General features: G+C 35.4%; 20 protein-coding genes, 1 rRNA gene and 1 riboswitch. Of the genes, 3 read left to right on the top strand and 18 right to left on the bottom strand.

Features of this window, described 5'->3' with window-relative positions; translation table 11 throughout:
• Nucleotides 1-58: 58 nt before the first annotated feature.
• The 13 genes from fabG to CIB29_RS02810 form a co-directional block, all read right to left on the bottom strand.
• Nucleotides 59-802 (bottom strand): 3-oxoacyl-[acyl-carrier-protein] reductase, encoded by a 744-nt coding sequence (fabG, locus tag CIB29_RS02870; RefSeq protein WP_094546576.1) that lies wholly within the window; start codon nt 800-802, stop codon nt 59-61.
• Nucleotides 799-1,740, bottom strand: coding sequence for an ACP S-malonyltransferase (gene fabD / locus CIB29_RS02865; RefSeq protein ID WP_094546574.1), 942 nt, complete (start codon nt 1,738-1,740; stop codon nt 799-801). The genes fabG and fabD overlap by 4 nt, the downstream gene beginning before the upstream one ends.
• 1 nt (nt 1,741) lies before the next feature.
• Nucleotides 1,742-2,695 (bottom strand): enoyl-[acyl-carrier-protein] reductase FabK, encoded by a 954-nt coding sequence (gene fabK, locus CIB29_RS02860; RefSeq protein ID WP_094546573.1) that lies wholly within the window; start codon nt 2,693-2,695, stop codon nt 1,742-1,744.
• Between the two features lie 9 nt (nt 2,696-2,704).
• Nucleotides 2,705-3,694 (bottom strand): beta-ketoacyl-ACP synthase III, encoded by a 990-nt coding sequence (locus tag CIB29_RS02855; protein ID WP_094546703.1) that lies wholly within the window; start codon nt 3,692-3,694, stop codon nt 2,705-2,707.
• Nucleotides 3,687-4,703 carry a phosphate acyltransferase PlsX gene (gene plsX, locus CIB29_RS02850; RefSeq protein ID WP_094546571.1) on the bottom strand — a complete coding sequence of 339 codons (1,017 nt, stop codon included), beginning with the start codon at nt 4,701-4,703 and terminating at the stop codon, nt 3,687-3,689. Before plsX ends, CIB29_RS02855 begins: the two co-directional genes overlap by 8 nt.
• Nucleotides 4,704-4,707: 4 nt before the next feature.
• Nucleotides 4,708-5,283 (bottom strand): transcription factor FapR, encoded by a 576-nt coding sequence (gene fapR, locus CIB29_RS02845; protein WP_094546569.1) that lies wholly within the window; start codon nt 5,281-5,283, stop codon nt 4,708-4,710.
• Between the two features lie 257 nt (nt 5,284-5,540).
• Nucleotides 5,541-6,080: a CDP-diacylglycerol--glycerol-3-phosphate 3-phosphatidyltransferase gene (gene pgsA, locus CIB29_RS02840; protein ID WP_094546567.1), complete on the bottom strand. Its 540-nt coding sequence runs from the start codon at nt 6,078-6,080 to the stop codon at nt 5,541-5,543.
• A complete protein-coding gene (gene rimO, locus CIB29_RS02835; RefSeq protein WP_094546701.1) occupies nt 6,064-7,410 on the bottom strand; it encodes a 30S ribosomal protein S12 methylthiotransferase RimO in 1,347 nt (448 codons plus the stop codon). Before rimO ends, pgsA begins: the two co-directional genes overlap by 17 nt.
• Before the next feature lie 16 nt (nt 7,411-7,426).
• Complete coding sequence (locus tag CIB29_RS02830) at nt 7,427-7,942, bottom strand: regulatory protein RecX (RefSeq protein ID WP_198543720.1); 516 nt, start codon at nt 7,940-7,942, stop codon at nt 7,427-7,429.
• Between the two features lie 292 nt (nt 7,943-8,234).
• Entirely contained in the window at nt 8,235-9,449 is a 1,215-nt protein-coding gene (locus tag CIB29_RS02825) for an RNA-guided endonuclease InsQ/TnpB family protein (protein WP_094546563.1), read from the bottom strand.
• Nucleotides 9,433-10,050 (bottom strand): IS607 family transposase, encoded by a 618-nt coding sequence (locus CIB29_RS02820; RefSeq protein WP_094546561.1) that lies wholly within the window; start codon nt 10,048-10,050, stop codon nt 9,433-9,435. The genes CIB29_RS02825 and CIB29_RS02820 overlap by 17 nt, the downstream gene beginning before the upstream one ends.
• 178 nt (nt 10,051-10,228) lie before the next feature.
• On the bottom strand, nt 10,229-11,263 hold the full coding sequence (recA, locus tag CIB29_RS02815) for a recombinase RecA (RefSeq protein ID WP_094546559.1): 1,035 nt from the start codon (nt 11,261-11,263) through the stop codon (nt 10,229-10,231).
• A 168-nt stretch (nt 11,264-11,431) separates the two neighbouring features.
• Nucleotides 11,432-12,676, bottom strand: a complete 1,245-nt coding sequence (locus tag CIB29_RS02810; protein ID WP_094546557.1) for a competence/damage-inducible protein A — start codon at nt 12,674-12,676, stop codon at nt 11,432-11,434.
• Between the two features lie 164 nt (nt 12,677-12,840).
• Between CIB29_RS02810 and CIB29_RS02805 the strand changes: the two genes are divergently transcribed.
• On the top strand, nt 12,841-13,791 hold the full coding sequence (locus CIB29_RS02805; protein ID WP_094546555.1) for an L-lactate dehydrogenase: 951 nt from the start codon (nt 12,841-12,843) through the stop codon (nt 13,789-13,791).
• A gap of 172 nt (nt 13,792-13,963) precedes the next feature.
• On the opposite strand, the gene CIB29_RS02800 is transcribed toward CIB29_RS02805, so the two are convergent.
• From CIB29_RS02800 to CIB29_RS02790, 3 genes are all read right to left on the bottom strand, one after another.
• Nucleotides 13,964-14,164, bottom strand: a complete 201-nt coding sequence (locus CIB29_RS02800) for a PspC domain-containing protein (RefSeq protein WP_094546553.1) — start codon at nt 14,162-14,164, stop codon at nt 13,964-13,966.
• Between the two features lie 108 nt (nt 14,165-14,272).
• The gene (thiI, locus tag CIB29_RS02795) at nt 14,273-15,451 is read right to left on the bottom strand and encodes a tRNA uracil 4-sulfurtransferase ThiI (RefSeq protein WP_094546551.1); all 1,179 of its coding nucleotides are present in this window, start codon (nt 15,449-15,451) and stop codon (nt 14,273-14,275) included.
• Between the two features lie 4 nt (nt 15,452-15,455).
• Nucleotides 15,456-16,619, bottom strand: coding sequence for a cysteine desulfurase family protein (locus CIB29_RS02790; RefSeq protein WP_094546549.1), 1,164 nt, complete (start codon nt 16,617-16,619; stop codon nt 15,456-15,458).
• Between the two features lie 561 nt (nt 16,620-17,180).
• Here CIB29_RS02790 and CIB29_RS02785 point away from each other — a divergent pair.
• Nucleotides 17,181-18,068, top strand: a complete 888-nt coding sequence (locus CIB29_RS02785; protein ID WP_094546547.1) for a DUF2225 domain-containing protein — start codon at nt 17,181-17,183, stop codon at nt 18,066-18,068.
• Nucleotides 18,069-18,155: 87 nt separating this feature from the next.
• Entirely contained in the window at nt 18,156-18,356 is a 201-nt protein-coding gene (locus CIB29_RS02780; RefSeq protein ID WP_094546545.1) for an alpha/beta-type small acid-soluble spore protein, read from the top strand.
• A gap of 49 nt (nt 18,357-18,405) precedes the next feature.
• Here CIB29_RS02780 and CIB29_RS02775 read toward each other — a convergent pair whose 3' ends face one another.
• Nucleotides 18,406-19,227 (bottom strand): peptidoglycan-binding domain-containing protein, encoded by an 822-nt coding sequence (locus tag CIB29_RS02775; RefSeq protein WP_094546543.1) that lies wholly within the window; start codon nt 19,225-19,227, stop codon nt 18,406-18,408.
• Between the two features lie 8 nt (nt 19,228-19,235).
• Nucleotides 19,236-19,375: riboswitch (cyclic di-AMP (ydaO/yuaA leader) on the bottom strand.
• 268 nt (nt 19,376-19,643) lie between these two features.
• Nucleotides 19,644-19,760 (bottom strand): 5S ribosomal RNA (gene rrf / locus CIB29_RS02770).
• Between the last annotated feature and the right edge of the window lie 76 nt (nt 19,761-19,836).

The raw sequence follows: 19,836 nt of genomic DNA, 5'->3' as shown, positions 1-19,836 counted from the left end.
CACCTCCTTCCGAAGTAGAAAATTTTGTAAAGTGAATATTGGCTATATAAAGATAATATTACATTACCAGTCCACCGTCAATATGTAAAACTTGACCTGTAATATAATTTGCATCATCTGAAACCAAAAAAGCAACAACATTTGCCACATCATCCGGCGTCCCAAACCTTTTGAGCGGAATGTTTTTCATATATTCTTCTTTTACGGTTTCAGATAATTTATCTGTCATATCTGATTGAATAAAACCCGGTGCGATTGCATTACAGTTAATTCCTCTTGGTGCCAGTTCTTTGGCAGTTGATTTTGTTAATCCTATCAGGCCTGCTTTGGAAGCAGAATAGTTTGCCTGGCCTGCATTTCCCATTACACCTACTACCGAAGCCACATTTACAATTTTACCTGAGCGTTGTTTCATCATAATTCTTGTTACAGCTTTAATACAATTGAATGCACCCTTTAAATTAATATCTAAAACATCATCCCAATCTTTTTCACTCATCTTCATGATTAATGTATCCCTGGTAATACCGGCGTTATTAATCAAGATGTCAACTGAACCGAATTTTTCTACAGCTTGCTGGACAACTGCTTCAACATCCTGTGGATTTCTTACATCTCCTTTGCATACAATTGCATTTCCCCCATTGCTATTTATTTCTTCAGCAGTTTTATCTGCATCTATAGAAGACGGAATATCATTAATTACAATATTTGCACCCATTTGCGCTAATTTCATGGCAATTGCCTTGCCGATACCTCGGCCTGCACCAGTAATAATTGCTGTTTTCCCTTGCAGACTCATTTTTGCACCCCCATCTCACTTATTGTTTTTTCTAACGAGGCTAAGTCTTCAACGTTATGTATTATTGCCGTTTTATCTATTTTTTTTACAAAGCCGCCAAGAACTTTGCCGGGACCCACCTCAATAAAAGTATCTACTCCATCCTTCAGCATTTTTTTAATACTTTCTTCCCATTTTACAGAAGTACTAACCTGTTTTATGAGTAATTCTTTTATTTCATCTTTACTTTTTACATATTCTGCATTTACATTTGAAATAAGAGGAATATTCAAATCCTTAATTTCTACTTTTTCTAATTCTTCAGCTAACTTATCTCCTGCCGGTTTAAGCATGCTGCAGTGGAATGGAGCGCTAACCGGTAAAATCATTGCCCTTTTTGCTCCTTTTCCCTTCGCAACTTCACATGCCTTTTCGACAGCTTTAACTTCACCGGCAATAACAATTTGTCCGGGGCAATTAAAATTTGCCGGCTCTACAATTCCTTGATCTTTTGCCTGTTCGCAGCATGCAATGACATCTTCGCTTTCTAATCCCATAATGGCTGCCATTGTACCCACACCTAACGGGACAGCTTCCTGCATAAATTTCCCCCGTTTTCGTACAAGCTTTACGGCATCGGCAAAATCAATAGATCCCGCAGCTACATGAGCAGTATATTCACCCAAACTAAGTCCTGCAACTACATCGGGTTTTATTCCTTTTTCCTTTAACACTTCAAGACATGCTACGCTGGTAGTTAATATTGCCGGCTGGGTATTTTCGGTGATTTTTAACGTTTCTTCATCACCTTCAAAAATCATGGCCTTAATATCAAAGCCCAGTGCACCGGATGCTTTTTCATAAATTTCATTTGCTTTTTCAAAGTTTTCCACAAGGTCTTTTCCCATTCCTACAGATTGGGAACCTTGGCCGGGAAAAATGAAAGCAACTTTACCCATATTAATTCCCTCCACAAAAAGATTTTATCCTTTCAATTACACCATAGGTATTACCGATTAAATCATCTATAATATCTTTACATGGTTTGATATCATCAATTAGCCCTGCAATTTGCCCTGCCATAACAGAACCATTAACGACATCCCCATTACATACGGCTGCTTGAAGTTTTCCTCTCCCCAGGTTTTCCAACTCCTCTATGGAAGCTCTGCTTTCTTCCAGCTTGTCAAACTCTTTTGTAAGTTTGTTTTTAAGAGATCTGACAGGATGTCCTGTCGAACGTCCTGTTACAACAGCATCCCTGTCCTTGGCATCTAACACTGCTTTTTTATAATTTTCATGGACTGCACATTCTGTGGAGCATATAAAACGGGTTCCTATCTGTACTCCTTCGGCACCTAGGGCAAAAGCTGCAACAACAGCTCTGCTGTCAGCAATACCTCCCGCTGCAATTACAGGTATATCAACAGCATCTGCTACCTGTGGTACCAACACCATTGTGGTTAATTCTCCAATATGGCCTCCTGATTCAGTTCCCTCAGCTATTACAGCATCTGCCCCTTCCTTTTCCATTCTTTTGGCAAGAGCTACTGAAGGAATAACCGGAATGACTTTAGTACCAATCGATTTAAGTTTTTCAACATATTTACCGGGATTTCCTGCTCCTGTGGTTATGACAGGAACCTTTTCCTTATAGATAACTTCCATTACCTCTTCTACAAAGGGAGAAAGCAGCATTACATTAACACCAAAAGGCTTATCCGTCATCTCCTTGGCTTTTATAATCTGATTTCTCACCCAGTCTGCAGGAGCATTACCGGCTGCAATAATACCAAGCCCGCCCGCATTAGATACCGCCGATGCTAATTCCGCAGTGGACACCCACGCCATCCCTCCTTGAAGAATAGGATATTGTATTCCTAATATGTCGCATATTCTCGTTTTCATAGCCATCCTCCTTTTTTACTTATACCACTTCACCACTGCCGAGCTCCACGTTAATCCTCCGCCAAAACCTACTAACACAATTAGGTCATCATTTTTAATAAATCTGCTTTTCACAGCTTCATATAATGCAATAGGTATGGATGCAGCAGAAGTATTACCATACTTTTGAAGGTTAGTAAAAATTTTATTATTATCAAACTTTAACCGTTTTGCAGCTCCATCAACAATTCTTAAATTTGCCTGATGCGGGACAATTGCATCTACATCATGAATATTCAAATTAATTTTTTCCAAAACAGCTAAAGTTGCATCGGCTATTATTTTTACAGCAAATTTGAATACCTCCGACCCATTCATCCAAATTGTCCTGGGGTTTTCAGGGTCTCTTTTTTCCAATTCCTGAGGTTCAAGGGCCAGACTTGGAACGGTAAGATGTTTGCCTATGGAACCGTCAGCACCAAGATGAGTAGACAAAATACCCCGTCCTTCATCTACAGGCTTTAATACTACTGCACCGGCACCATCACCAAAAAGTACACATGTATTTCTGTCTTTCCAATCTGTAATCTTTGATAGACACTCGGCACCAATTACCAGTGCATTTTTATAATATCCGCTGGTAATAAACTGGCTTGCTACAGTAAGCCCATAGGTAAAACCGGAACATGCGGCATTCAAATCAAAAGCTGCTGCATTAACAGCACCTATTTTATGCTGCACAATACATGCTGTTGAAGGGCTGAACATATCAGGCGTAATCGTCGCTACAATGATCAACTCCACCTCTTCAGGTTTTATGCCGGCGTCTTCCAGCGCATTTATCGCAGCCTTTGATGCCAGGTCAGAAGTGAATGTATTTTCATCTGCTATGTGCCTTTGTTCAATTCCTGTCCTGGTTTTTATCCACTCATCTGACGTATCGACCATTTTTTCCAGATCAAAATTTGTAAGTATCTTTTCAGGAACACAAACTCCCAGTCCTACGATCCCTGCATTTTTATTCATTTGAATCAAAGTTATCCTCTCCCGTCACACAAATATATTGCTTTATTTCATCAATAACCCCTGTCTCCACAAACTTTTTCGTCTGTCTAATTGCAGAGTAAAAAGCTTTGGCATTTGAACTTCCGTGTGCTTTAATGACGACTCCGTCGATTCCCAGCAATGGTGCGCCTCCATACTCAGTGTAATCCATTTTTTTCTTAAATTCTTTTAGTCCGCTTTTTACCAGCAAAGCAGAGAAGTAAGTCAAAATATTTTTGGTAAAAATTTTCTTAATATTTGAATAGAATGTCAGCCCCATACCTTCCATTAACTTTAACATAACATTTCCAACAAACCCGTCACAAACGATAACATCGGCAATACCGCCGGGAATTTCTCTTGCTTCAATATTCCCTAGAAAGTTTATAGGAGCATTTTTTAATAAATTATAGGCAGTTTTAGTTAAGTCGTTTCCTTTTCCTTCCTCTGTTCCTACATTTACCAACCCTACTCTAGGTGTATCAATTCCCAGAACTTTTTTCATATAAGCGGATCCCATTATACCAAACTGCAAAAAATTTTCTGGCTTACAACTAGTATTTGCTCCTGCGTCGACAAGTAGCGCACATCCATTATCAGTAGGGAGTATGGGAGTCAATGCTGGTCTGTCTACTCCTTTTATTCTACCAACGAGTAACAGAGCCCCGGTTAACAATGCTCCTGTGTTACCGGCAGAAACAAACGCATCTGCTTCCCCGGTTTTTAACATCTTTAAACCTACAACCAAAGAGGAGTCTTTTTTATTTTTTATGGCTTTTGTGGGAGTATCCTCATTCGTAATAATTTCATCAGCATTTTTTATATGTACCTTTTCAACAGGAAATTTATAAGCTTGCAATTCCTCTTTGATAATACTTTCCTTCCCAATCAAAACGATGTTAATATCAAAGTCCTTTACGGCTTGTATACTTCCTTTAATAACTTCTTTAGGTGCATGGTCTCCACCCATTGCATCAATGGCTATCCTCATTCATTTACCTCCTCTTGATTTCTCCATTCAGAGAAACAAGAATAAATTTACCCCTAAACACTTCAATTTGTTTTTCTTTAATTTTTACCCAAACGATGTATTTATTTTCACGGATTCTAATTACTTCCGCCTTCGCAATCAATTTGGTTCCGGCGTATACCGGGCTTTTATATTTGATGTTTGCTACGCCTATTAATGCAACTTGTGCATCAATTACTGCAATTGCCAAGGTTTCTGCAAGCGAATATATAAAATGCCCACGAACAATTTTTGTCTTTTCAAACACCATACTCTCATCTGTTTCAAATATGGATATTCCGCTTTTTCCAAGATTAATATCCACCAGTTCGCCTACAATTTCTTTGCTCTGTATTGATTTAACCTTATTATAACTGTTTTCAGCCACATTTTTAATTCTTTCTCTAAGTTCAGGTATTCCTAATTCCAATCTATCAAGGCGTATCGTAGGTACACTAACATTAAATATCTCCGCCAGCTCTTCATCAGTTAAAAAAGGATCTTCTTGCAACTGTTCCAGTAAATGATTCTGCCTCTCCTTCTTAGAAGATATTCTCCCCATCCAACACACCTCAAATTGGTTTATAATATAGTATTATTACCTGGTTATAATTATTAATCATAATCAGTATAATACAAATTTTTAAAAATATCAATAATTAAAATTAAAAAAATACATCTTTTTACAACAAGATGTATTTTTAATAAAAACTATATAAAATATACATACAAAATGAGATTTAGATTGAGATTATAAATATAGTGGCGCTTTTAACGCCACAAATGTCTTAAGTCTTAGTCTTAATCTCAATCTTATTCTTAATTTATATCAATAACCTTCCAGTTTTTAGCTAAATAATCTATACCCGAAAAGACAGTAAATATCACCGCAATAAGCATCGTAATTTGCCCAAAGGAAAACCCGAACAACCTGAATGAAAAATTATCGATGAGTATAGCAACAATCGCAATAATCTGGGTAACGGTTTTAATTTTTCCCCACATGCTGGCTGCAATGATGATACCTTCCGAAACGGCGACAACTCGTAAGCTCGTCACGACAAACTCCCGGGTAATAATGATCATTGCCACCCAGGAAGACAATTTATTTAACTCTACTAAAGAGATAAGTGCTGCTGTTACAAGCAGCTTATCTGCAAGAGGGTCAACAAATTTGCCAAAATTGGTGACCAGCTTCCATTTTCTTGCAACATAGCCATCCAGACCATCGGTAACAGCAGCAATAATAAATATTCCTACTGCAATATAAGCTCCGTAAGGAAACTTTGTAAGTAAAAAAAACATAAAAATAGGAACAAGAAATATCCTGAGCATCGTTATTTTATTTGCAAGATTCATTTGAGATCTCCCCTATTAAGTCATAATTAACGGCTTTTTTTACTAAAACCTTCACGAAATCACCAGGTTTTAAAGTTGTTTTACTATTAAAAAATACCTTACCGTCTATATCTATGGAATCGGCATAGGTACGTCCATAATAGCAATTGGTTTTACCATCATATCCCTCTACCAGTACTTCATAGAGTTTGTTAATTTTGTTTTGGTTAATTTCTTTTGAAATTTTGCTTTGCAAGTACATAAGCCTTTCATATCTTTGCTGTTTGACTTCTTCACTGACTTGTCCTTCAAATTCGGCAGCCGGTGTATCTTCTTCCTGGGAATATTTAAAAACTCCCATTCTATCGAATTTAATATCCTGAATAAATTCCTCAAGTTCTTTAAAATGCTGTTCTGATTCCCCGGGAAAACCGACGATAATAGAGGTCCTTATTGCCACATCAGGAATCCTGCTCCTAATCCTGCTCAGCAAATCAATTAACTTTTCCCGTGTACCTCTTCTTCCCATTTTTTTTAAGATATAATTACTGCTGTGTTGAATAGGAATGTCAAGGTAATTGCAAACCTTCTCCTGTGCAGCAATTGTCTCAATAAGTTCTTCAGTGATATCTTCCGGATAGCAGTAATGCAACCGGAGCCATTTTATATTCTCAATTCTGCACAGTTCATTTAACAGCTCATGAAGCTTGTGCTCACCATATATATCCATCCCATAGCGGGTAGTATCCTGTGCAATAATAATTAATTCTTTGACCCCCTGCTCAGAAAGCTGTCTGGCTTCAGTTGCTACATCTTCAATGGTTCTACTCCGATACTTTCCTCTTAGTTTTGGAATAATGCAATATGTGCAATGGTTATCACACCCATCGGATATCTTTAAATATGCAGTGTAGGAAGGAGTACTTTGGAACCGGGGTAACCCTTCTTCAGGCGTATAGTCTGGATTTCCATATTTTAATACTTTGCTGCCCTTAAATGCCTCACCTATTACTTCTGCAATTTCGTGATAGTTGCCTGTCCCTACTACAGCATCCACTTCAGGAATTTCTTTGACGACTTCATCTTTATAGCGTTCTGCCAGACATCCAGTGACAATTAATAACTTACAGGAACCGACTTCTTTATATCTTGCCAACTCTAAGATATTTTCAATTGATTCCTGTTTAGCAGACTCTATAAAACCACAGGTATTAACGATTAATATATCGGCTGCTGCAGGATCGTTGGTAATGCCAAACCCTTCTTTAGACAATAATCCCAGCATTACTTCCGTATCAACAAGATTTTTTGCACAACCGAGAGATACAACACCAATCTTATATTTCAACATCATCCCTTCTTTCTGCCTAAATTTTTTCTTCAGTTGCACTAAGTATGTCTTTTATACTTTGATTGATAACATTTAAATCATATCCTTTTCCTATAAAATAATTTTTTATTTTGTTTAAAGACTTTTCATCTATTGTTTTAACAGAAGTTAATTTTTTTTGCAAAAGAGGTTTTAATCTCTGTGTTTCATTAACTTCCAATTTAGATAACTGGTTTTGGATGATGGCTTCATCAACACCCTTTCTTTGCAATTCAACATTTATTCTATGAATACCAATTTTTTTTAAATTTAGTGCATCTTTAATATATTTTTCAGTATACGTTGTGTCGTCAATATATTGCAATACCTTAAGTTCACGTATTACCTTTTCAATAGTAGATCCATCAAATCCCGACTGTTTCAATTTGGTTTTGACTTCAAATTCAGTACGTTTCTTAAATATACTAAATTTAATTGCTATCTTTTTTGCCCTTGAAAAGCTGCGAGTTTCATTTATCTCTTTTATTTCTTTTTCACTGATTTCTTTTCCCACATATAAGTTTAACCTAAACCAATCCTCTTCATCAATACTAAAATGATATTTTCCATCAACATACACCGATATCCTATTTGAATTGTTTTTTTGTGTCTCGGCTGAAGTAATAATCATTTACCTGAACCGTTATAAGAAACTTATAAAAAGTTATAAAATTTATAACTTTTATGTTCTTTTCCTTATTCATAGAGTCCGCTTTCGGAATCCTACTTGCGTTTGGTATGACTCTCCAAAGGCTTAAATTCCGATGTAACGACACCGTACATACCAACATAATTCGTTAAGTGAATTATGCTGATTTTCCATATTTCATTAGATTTATAGCTGCATTTATATCTCTGTCATGCATTATTCCACATTCAGGACACACCCATTTTCTTGTTGATAAAGACATCTTATCTAAAATATATCCACATTCACTACATGTCTTGCTTGATGGATAATACCTGTCTGCTACTATAAACCTAATATGATTCCATTTACATTTATATTCCATTATTCTACGAAACTCGCTAAACATTTGTTCTTGTACGGATTTTGCTAATTTATGGTTTTTAACCATACCTTTAATATTTAAATTTTCCATACACACAAACTCTGGCTTGGCTTTCACCAGTTTAGCAGTTTCTTGATGTAAATAATTTGTACGAATGTCTTTTATTTTTTTATGGACTTTACGAATAAGGCACTCCAACTTAATAATGTTTTTAGTTTTCTTATAACGGTTTACACCTCCTTCTTTTTGTTTTTCATATTTTCTTGATAATTTACGTTGGAGTCTTTTTAATTTTTTATTTAATCTTCTTATTTCTTGACTCTTATTAATATTAGGTATTTTTCTACCATCATTAATTACTGCTAAATCTTTAACTCCTAAGTCAATGCCTATTCCATCTGAATACTTTTGGTTGTTGGTAGGTTTATAATCAATACTTACGGTTATAAACCAATTAAAACCATCAAATTTTATTCTTGGATTATAAAATTTTTCCGCTGTTTGTAATTCGATTCTATTTTCAGATAGTTTAATCCATCCTATCTTTTCAAGTTTTACTTTATCACCTTTAAATTTTAAATGTCCTAAATCTTCTCTGTGATAAAACCCTTGTTGTACATCTTTTTTGCTTTTAAATTTTGGATGTCCTTCTAAATCATAAACTGTCAATTGTCTACCTTGTCTTAATGCTTTTTTCTTAGTTTTTTCAGAATAATGTTTATTTTCTATTCTGAAAAAGTTTTTATAAGCTATGCATAAATCCTTTATTGCTTGTTTTGGTATTTGTGCTGAAACTTCATTTAACCAATTATATTCAGGATTTTTCTTTAGTTGTGTTAGTTCCTTTCTTAACTCTTCATCGTTTATAAACTTGCCACCGTTTTTAAAATTTTCTAATTGCTTAGATAAAGCCCAATTATAAGCCCATCGTGCTACATCTGCACATTTCTTTAATAAAGTCTTTTGTTTATTGTTAGGTAATAATTGTACTCTAATTGTCTTTATCATCTTCGGTCAACTCCTCAATCATTTTACGTGCTTTGTTTGCTCTTTTACCTTGAAGTTTACAAGAAAATACAGTTATTATTTGCACTAAATCTTCAACAAGTTCTTGTTGTTCAGTTTTTTCTGTACTATCTATTACTTCAATTTCACATCCATACAGATTAGATATATATTCCACCAATTCAAAACCAAATCTTAACAATCTATCTTTATAAAGAACAACGACTTTTTCAACTTCATTGTTGACTATTTTTCTTAATAATGTTCTTAATCCTTTTTTAGTATAATTAATCCCACTGCCTATATCTTCAATTATTTCATAATTTTTATTTTGTTTGTCTAAATATAATTTCATGTTTTCAACTTGTCGTTGTAAATCGTCTTTTTGTTTATACGAAGATACTCGGCAATATCCTATAATAACTTTTGATTTTTTATCTTCTTTAATATTTAATACTTGTTTTAATTGGTCATGCGAATAATATCTATATCCATTAGCACCTGTATGATGTGGAATAAGTAATCCTTTTTTGTCCCAGTTTCTTAATGTTTGAGGAGTTTTTCCAACTAATTTAGAAAACTCATGTATAGTATAATACTTCACATTAACCACCTCTAATTGTATTAGACTATACTAAATTATAAATGTCAACATTAATTTATGACTTTTTATAACTTTTTATTAACTGTTGTCAACCTCCAGAGCATCATAAGATTAAATATTTTCTTTAATAATGATAGCCTCCCTACGTTATAGAGAGGCTATCATTATTATACATGTGTTATTCAGCTTCTTCAATAATATTATCGGGAGATGGCAGACTTTTTAAAAATGCCAGGTTGAAATTCTCACGAATTTTATTTTCAATTTCTTGCGCTATTTCCGGGTTTTCTTTTAAATACTGCTTTGCATTTTCTCTTCCTTGCCCCAATCTGATATCACCATAAGAAAACCAAGCTCCACTTTTATTAATGATATCAATATTTACTCCAGTATCCAGAATATTTCCTTCTCTGGAAATTCCCTGCCCATATATAATATCAAATTCTGCTTCTTTAAAGGGAGGAGCAACTTTATTTTTTACGACTTTTACTTTTGTCCTGTTTCCTATCATATCATTTCCTTGTTTCAAGGTTTCCACCTTTCTAACATCCAGGCGGACAGAAGCATAGAACTTAAGAGCCCTACCACCGGGAGTAGTCTCAGGATTACCAAACATTACCCCAACTTTTTCTCTTAATTGGTTAATAAAAATAGCTGTTGTCTTTGACTTGCTAATAACTCCTGCAAGCTTTCTAAGCGCTTGAGACATAAGTCTTGCCTGCAGACCTACATGAGCATCTCCCATTTCCCCATCAATTTCAGCTTTTGGAACCAACGCAGCTACAGAGTCAATGACAATAACATCAATAGCACCGCTTCTTACAAGAGCTTCAGCAATTTCTAACGCTTGTTCTCCGGTATCCGGTTGTGCTACAATAAGATTTTCTATGTCAACACCTAACTTTTGAGCATAAACAGGGTCAAGGGCATGTTCAGCATCTATAAAAGCTGCTTCCCCTCCGGCTTTTTGTGCTTCAGCTATAACATGTAAAGCGACAGTAGTTTTACCTGAGGATTCGGGGCCAAAGACTTCTACAATCCTTCCCCTGGGAACTCCGCCAACGCCAAGAGCAATGTCAAGGCTGAGGGCTCCGGTAGATATAGCTTCAATATTCAGATGAGTGGTTTCTCCCAATTTCATGATTGCTCCTTTACCAAATTGCTTTTCAATTTGACTAAGAGCCATTTCTAGTGCTTTTTTCTTTTCTATCATCATTTTCCCGCCTTTATCATTAATTAATATCACAAGAACAAATGTTCTTATTCATTATATCCTATTTACACGTAAAGGTCAACTAATTTTGTAAAATATGGGTATATATTTTTTAGTTGATGAATGTTGTGAAAAGAACGTTATGAAAAGGCTTAGAGCCTTAAATTCTTACTTTGTTTCACCGGTGAGAAGGTATTTTCTTAACATATCTAAAGCATTCATAACGGTTATGTTTCTGATTCTTTCTCTATTCCCAACAAGCCTCAGTTCATTATACCAGCACTTTTGTTGAGTAGCCATTCCAACATATACAAGCCCTACCGGTTTTTGCGGGGTTCCGCCCCCAGGACCGGCAATACCGGTAATGGAAATTCCTATATCTGCTTTAGATCGTTCCCTTATACCTTTAGCCATTTCCAGCGCAGTTTGGCAGCTAACTGCTCCGTACTGTTGTAAAGTATCCTGTGATACTCCTAATAGATTTACTTTCGATTCATTACTGTACGTTACTACACCTGTATGAAAACATTTGGATATACCTGGTGTACTTGTAATTTTTTCAGCAAGTAATCCTCCTGTACACGATTCGGCAGTTGCAAGGGTTAAATTTTTCTCCATAAGAAGTTTACAAGTTACCTCTTCTAAACTTTCTTCTTCTATCCCATAAACCATTATCCCAAGCCGGTTTCTTATTTGTTCTTCAACAGGCGCGATAAGACCTTTTGCAACCTCTTCGCTTTCACATTTAGCAGTGATTCTCAAAGTTACTTCACCCTGTTTTGCATAGGGAGCTATAGTAGGATTACTTTGATTTTCAAAAATATCAATCAATTTTTCCTCTAAAGAAGATTCTCCAATGCCAAATATTCTTAATACCTTTGAATATATCGTATATGGTGATTTTTTGAGTAAGTAAGGGTATACGTATTCCTTAAACATGGGCTGCATTTCTTTAGGTGGTCCTGGAAGCATAATTACGATGTTATTGTCTTTTTCGATGATACATCCTGGTGCTGTTCCATTATTATTAGGCAGTATTATACTTCCCTCAGGCAGAAAAGCCTGCTTTTCATTATTGGAAGCCATCACCCGGTGCATTTTGGCAAAAAATTCTTTTATTTTATCCAAGCTTTCCTGATGAAGTTTTAACTGAAGATTTAGCACCTGAGCAATTGTTTCCTTTGTTAAATCATCTTTGGTAGGGCCAAGGCCGCCTGTTAGAATAACAATATCCGCCCTTTTTAGTGCGGTTTGCAGTGTTTCTTCCAAACGTTTCTGATTATCTCCTACTACCGTTTGAAAATATACATCAATTCCCAGATTTGAAAGCTCAACGGATAAAAATTGTGCATTAGTATTTAATATTTGACCCAAGAGTAATTCAGTTCCTACAGCAATGATTTCCGCGTTCATAAAACCAGCCTCCTTCAATATTTTTGACTAATATAAAGAGTACTACTGTATAATTTTAGCACAATTTATTAAATTTATCATGCTATTTTTGTTAATTCTTTATTGTACTGGGTATACTTTTATAAAGAAAAACTGTTTTTATATTATATCGAGGAGGTTATCATATGCTTCACAAGATTACAGGTAAAATATCAGTAGTTGGTGCTGGATTTGTAGGATCTACAACAGCGTATACATTGATGCTTAGCGGACTGGTATCGGAAATTGTCATTGTAGATATTAACAAAGACAAGGCCGAAGGTGATGTCATGGATATGAATCATGGTATGCCTTTTGTGCGCCCGGTACAGATTACGGCTGGAGATTTTAAAGATTGCCACGGCTCCGATATTGTAATTATCACTGCCGGAGCTAATCAAAAGCCTGGGGAAACCCGGATCGATTTAGTAAAAAAGAATACTGAAATTTTCAAATCAATTGTTCCTGAAATCATAAAGTATTGTGAGGATTCTATATTGCTAATTGTAACCAATCCCATAGACATTCTTACATATGTAACTTTAAGGATTTCCGGACTTTCACCAAAAAAAGTAATTGGCTCTGGGACAGTTCTGGATACATCAAGATTTAAATTTTTGCTTAGCCAGCATACAGGAGTTGATGCAAGAAATATTCATGCATATATACTAGGTGAACATGGGGATACAGAAGTTGCAGCCTGGAGTCTGACAAATATTGCCGGAATGACTATGGAAGAATTCTGCAATTATTGCGCAAAATGTGAAGGATATTCTAAACAGGAAACCTATGAAAATGTAAAAAATGCCGCATACAAAATCATTGAAAAGAAAGGCGCAACCTATTATGCTGTTGCCCTGGCGGTAAGAAGAATTGTAGAATGTATATTAAGGGATGAACGTTCAATCTTAACCGTATCCAGTCTAATGACCGGACAGTATGGTATTAATGATGTATGTTTAAGTTTGCCTACAATTGTTAATGAAAAAGGTATTGATAGAATTTTAGAAGTGCCTTTAGCTGATGAAGAAGTACAGTTATTAAGAAAATCTGCATCAGCATTAAAAGATGTTATAAAACAAATACCGATTGATTAAGATATGAATAAAAAGTTCATGGTTCGTAGTTCATAGTAAAATGAATATTTTTATGCCCATTAACCAAGAACTGCGAACCATGAACGATTTTCATACTAACGCCCATGCCGGGCGCACCCGGCACAAATAATGATGAAAATATGCTTGATTGCTCAGAGAAGCTATTTTTATACTAAATCCCGTCAGGCTTAGGCGGTATGATAGCCCAGGCAACCAGATAGGCGATAAGTCCGCCTAAACCCACAGAAAAAATAGTAGCTACTACCCATAGTAACCTAATAAGGGTCGAATCTACCCCAAAATATTCGCCAATTCCACCACATACTCCTGCCCATTTTTTATCGGTATTAGAAAGATATAATTTCTTTTCCATTTTTACGCCTCCAGTGCGATTTTGAAATATTCTATAAGATTGTACGGAAATAAATCTGGAAAGTATGATAATCCGTTTAAAGTTTACAGCTTACTATGAACTATTCCTCTACCTTTCAATAACTATTTCCAACACTTCTGTTTCATTTACAGCCGTATCGACCATTCCTTCTACATCAAGGTGAGATTCCGATTCCAGCAGCTTACTCAATTGAGGTTTTGTTTTTGGATGTTTAGGAACAAAAACTGTACAGCAATCTTCATAGGGTAAGATGGATATTTCAAAGGTTTCGATTTTTCTTGCTATGGCGACAATTTCGTCCTTATCCATCCCAATCAAAGGACGGAATACCGGTAAGTCTACTGCGGCATTTGTTACTCCAAGGCTTTGTATGGTTTGACTGGCAACCTGTCCCAGGCTTTCTCCCGTAATGAGTGCATTAGAATTATTTTTTAAAGCAATTTTTTCAGCTATTTTCATCATAAATCTTCTCATTATTAGAGTAAGTTGTTCATCAGGGCACTTTTCATGGATTTTCAATTGTATATCAGTAAAAGGTACTATATGCAATTTGATCTTTCCACAGTAAGAAGCTAATATTTTCGTGAGTTCAATCACCTTATCCTTAGCCCGCTCACTGGTATAGGGATAGCTGAAGAAATGGACCGCTTCAATTTCAACACCTCTTTTGGCAATCATCCATCCTGCAACTGGACTGTCAATACCACCGGACAAGAGCAATGTCGCTTTTCCGTTAGTACCGATTGGCATACCACCTACTCCGGAAATTTTCTCAGTATATACATATGCTGAGGTATCCCTAACCTCAACATTCACAACTATGTCAGGATTATTAACATCCACCTTTAGATGGGTAACCTGGCTTAAAATATATCCACCTACTTCCCTGCTGATTTCGGGAGATTTTAAAGGAAACCGTTTGTCCGCCCGCTTCGTTTCCACTTTAAAAGTCTTATGGTTGGCTAATACAGGCAGCAAGTATTCAGCAGCTTTTTTCTTGATTGAATCTATGTTTTTTTCTACTTTTGCCACACGACTTATAGAGACAATTCCAAAAACCTTTTTTAGTCTCTCTATTATTTTTGAAATTTCAATATTATCAGTAACTGGTTCAATATAAATAGTAGCCTGTGCCCGGGTAATTTTAATCTTTCCAAGATCATGTAAAACTGCTTTAATATTTCTAACAAGTTTATCTTCAAATAGCGGTCTATTTAAACCCTTTAATATTATTTCTCCATATTTCACTAATACCAATTCGTTCATTTTTTTACCTCCGTGTATATTTTCTCAACTGTTGAATGATGGTACTTAACTGTTCTACACAATATTCTATATCTTCTAAAGTATTAAATGCAGATACACTGAATCTTATTGCCCCTTCAATACATTCACGTTCAACACCCATTGCAGTTAAAACGTGACTGGGAGAAGGTTTGTTTGAAGAACAGGCTGACCCGGTAGAAACAAATATCCCCTTATCTTCCAATGCATGAAGAAGAACCTCTGCTCTAATTCCCGGAAAAGAAACATTTAATATATGAGGTGCATTTTTACCGGCAACTTGTCCATTTATAATTATTTTATCTATTTTTTCTATTATCTTTTTCTTCAAAGTTTCTTTGAGCTCATTCATGGTTGAGATTGCATTATTTAGATTTTGAAAAGTTAGTTCAACTGACTTTCCAAATCCTATAATTCCAGGGACGTTTTCAGTTCCTGAACGCATATTAAGTTCCTGATTTCCTCCATAGACAATAGGTTTTATTAATACGCCTTTTTTTATAAATAGTGCCCCCACGCCTTTTGGTCCATGAATCTTATGTGCACTAACAGATAATAAGTCGATTCCAAATTGTTTTGGTGTAAATGAAATCTTTCCAAAAGATTGTATTGCATCAACATGGAATATAGCTTTTGATTGTTTTAAATCCAATATGTCCCTAACTTCTTTAATAGGCTGGATAGTTCCAACTTCATTATTTACATGCATTATACTTACCAGGATGGTATCGTTACATATGGCTTTTTCCAACTGTCCTAAATCTATTATTCCGTTTTTATCTACTTGTATATACGATACTCTGAAACCTTCTTCTTCAAGATATTTAAAAGTATTTAATACTGAAGGATGTTCTATGACAGATGTAATAAGATGGTTGCCTCTCTTCTTATTTGCTGCAGCTATCCCTCTAATTGCTATATTATTGGATTCTGTGCCGCCGGAAGTAAAAAAAAGCTCACTGCTCTTTACGTCTAAAGCTCTGGCAATGATTTCCCTGGACTTCTTGATTGCCCTTTCTGCATTAATACCCTTTATATGCAACGAAGATGGATTCCCGTAATTATCCGTTAGCGTCTCTACCATTGCATCTACCACTTCTATGTAAGGTTTAGTTGTTGCACTGTTATCTAGATAAATTTCTTTTTGCATAAGCTACCACCTCATTGAAAATCATAATAATATTATTACCCTAAACACGTTTAAATTTTCCATTTTATTATTGTATATTAATTACATAAATTTTGCAAACCAAATAAAGTTTCGAAGGTGTATATTTTTTAGGTGATGCGGCTTTTCCTCCGTTGCGTTAACAGGCTCTAAGCCTTTTCGCAACATTCTTTCCATAATATTCATCAACTAAATTAAATGCACCCAGTTTTGAAAGTGTAAAGTTATCATATTTTGTACATATAAAGTAATTGAAAATATCAAAAAATAGTAAGTAAGACTTTAGTCCTACCAGTTGTTCTGATATAATATTACTATGTTGTGCTCGAAAAATTGCAGACGATATATCGATAACCAATGTAAAATAATGTTTTTACATGGCAGATAAAGTCAATAAGGTCACAGTTCACGGTTCACAGTTCTCAGTTCACAGAAATTAGCCAAGAAAATCCTGTGAACCGTGAACTGTGAACTCTGAACTAAAATAGACAATGTAAAGTACTTAGTAATACTTATATATATTTTGATAAAGGGGGACAAAAAGTGGGGACAAATTTTGACAGTGAATTATTTGAAGGACTAAAAAGTCTCGGATTTGATAACCTGGATGATATTTCAATATATAAAAAAGAAGATGAAAAGACCGAACAAAAGAAGGCCATGGACAAGAATGAAGAAGATTATCTGTTTGACCGCAAAATACAATGTCCCGTTTGTGGTTCAAACATTTCTGTACGTGCAGTTAGATCATCAAGCGTAAGGATACTATCCCGGGATAGCGATTTTATGGTTTATTATAAGGGTCCAAACCCAATGCTTTATGATGCATGGGTATGTATACAATGTGGCTATGCTGCTATTTCCTCTCAATTTCATAGTGTTTCTGTCCAGCAAATTAAAGCGATACGTGAAAAAATATGTTCCAAATGGAAGCCAAAAAATTATGGTCCCGTATATGACGTAGATGTTGCTATTGAGCGCTATAAACTTGTGCTGCTTAATGCGATTGTCAAAAATGCAAAAACCAGTGAAAGAGCACTTATATGCCTTAAGCTTGGCTGGTTAAACAGATTGAAAAAAGATTTAGAAAATGAAAAAAAATTCCTTTACCAGGCGCTCCAGGGATTTATAGATGCTTTTGAAAAAGAACGTTTCCCTATAGCGGGAATGGATGAAGCTAGTCTAACTTATCTTATAGGGGAATTGTACAGAAGATTAGATGATAATTCCAACGCTTTATTATGGTATAGTAGGGTGCTTTGTAACCGAACGGCAAAAAATAAAATTAAGGATATGGCCCGTGAACAAAAACATTTAATATCCGAAGAAAAGAAAAAAGAAGAGATAAGTGAACAAAGACAAAGTAAAGAAATCATCAATACTGGAAAAAAACAAAGTCTTTTGAGTGGATTTTTTAACTGGGGTAAATAGATATGTACATAAATATTACTAAATTACCATAATATACATTAATAAAGTTTCTTTTTATAGGAAACTATATTAATGGAGGTGATATCGATGCCTAATACTAATAAAAAATTAGTTCCTGAAGCTAGAGCAGCATTAGACAGATTTAAAATGGAAGCTGCCAGTGAAGTTGGCGTTAGCTTGAAGCAGGGTTATAACGGTGACTTAACAGCCAGACAGGCTGGTTCTGTTGGCGGACAGATGGTTAAGAAAATGATTCAACAAGTTGAACAGGGCATGGCTGGCAAATAATAATGATGTAATATTAATAAAAGTAGTCGTAAATAAATTACGACTACTTTTATTTACTTTGTGCAGCCTTTAAAACCATTTGCTGGTGCCGTTCATCAACCCGGTCGGTTCCATGAGTTTTGCTTTTATAGAAGTGTATATCTACAACCCCTGACATATTATTATTTTTAACACCATCTAAATTTGCCCCTCTGCCATACCCTCCGCTTCTATTATCCACTATTTTACCAAAAGGCTGATCATCTCTTCCGGCATGTGGCATCGCTGCTATTGAAGCGGCCATCTCTCTTCCATTTACATTTACAATAATTGCCCTTCTTTCCCAACTCCAATTACCGCCATATATCTTCTTTAAGATTTCTGTATCTTTTTGGGTAAGTGTCTCAACATCTGCATGATTGTATCCAGCAACCCTTTTAACTTTAAAACTTAAACCTGTGTCAACATCTGTTACAGTTGCAACTGCACCTCTTGGAAAAATATTTTCTGCCTCTGAAAACCATGGTACTAAAAGAGTTTGTGAAGATACTTTACTTCGGGAAACTTCATTTTTATTTGAAACCTTTCTATTAAGTGCTGACATAGTCTGGGGCCCTGCAATCCCATCAACTATTAAACCGTTATCTCTTTGAAATCTTATAACCGAAGCTTTAGTTATAGAACCATAATATCCCGTCACATCAACATTAAAATATCCCAGTTGTTTCAATTTAAGCTGTAGATCCGTTACTGCTTTCCCACTTGACCCTACTTTCATGATTACTGCATTATTCGTAACTGTTTGTGCAGATACTGGAGCAGCATATGTAATACTTCCGACTGAAATCATTAAACCTACAGTTCCTAAAATTACTGCTTTTTTAATATTCATAAATAACATCCTTTCCTTTTGTTTGCTTACGAGGTTAGTTGACGGGTTAGGTAAAAGGAGACAACACCCTGCCTAATAATTGGCTTCACCCCAATATGTTTGTTCCCCCGTTCTTTATTTATTAATAAAGATTCAGCAATTTTAGTTTACCATAATATTTTGTATAGGTCTAATTTTATATATTTAAATTAGCTGCTATTATAATGCATTAAGTCATTATTGCTCAGGTTTACTTAATATATTACAAAATTATTAAATATTATTACATAATTATTAAATTTTTCTGCAAAGATAGACATATCTAATACGTAAATATATCTATATATAATACACTTAATATGTTACATTGGGGCAAGTCGCATCATAAATAAAAACCAAAAAAAGACATACCCAATTGGATATGTCTTTTTGATCAGTTCCGGCAACGACCTACTTTCCCGGGAGGTCCCCCTCCAAGTATCATCGGCACGATGGAGCTTAACTACCGTGTTCGGAATGGGAACGGGTGTGTCCTCCATGTCATTGTCACCGGATAATTCAACTGTGTTGATTTTTCGTTCACAGGTCACGGTTTGAATTCTTAACCTGCTCTTTTAATTGCCTCAGGTA

This window comes from Petroclostridium xylanilyticum (genome assembly GCF_002252565.1).
GTDB classification, from domain to species: Bacteria; Bacillota; Clostridia; order SK-Y3; family SK-Y3; genus Petroclostridium; species Petroclostridium xylanilyticum.
The sequence above is the reverse complement of the archived record's forward strand: the minus strand, read 5'-3'. Positions and strand labels throughout refer to the sequence as shown.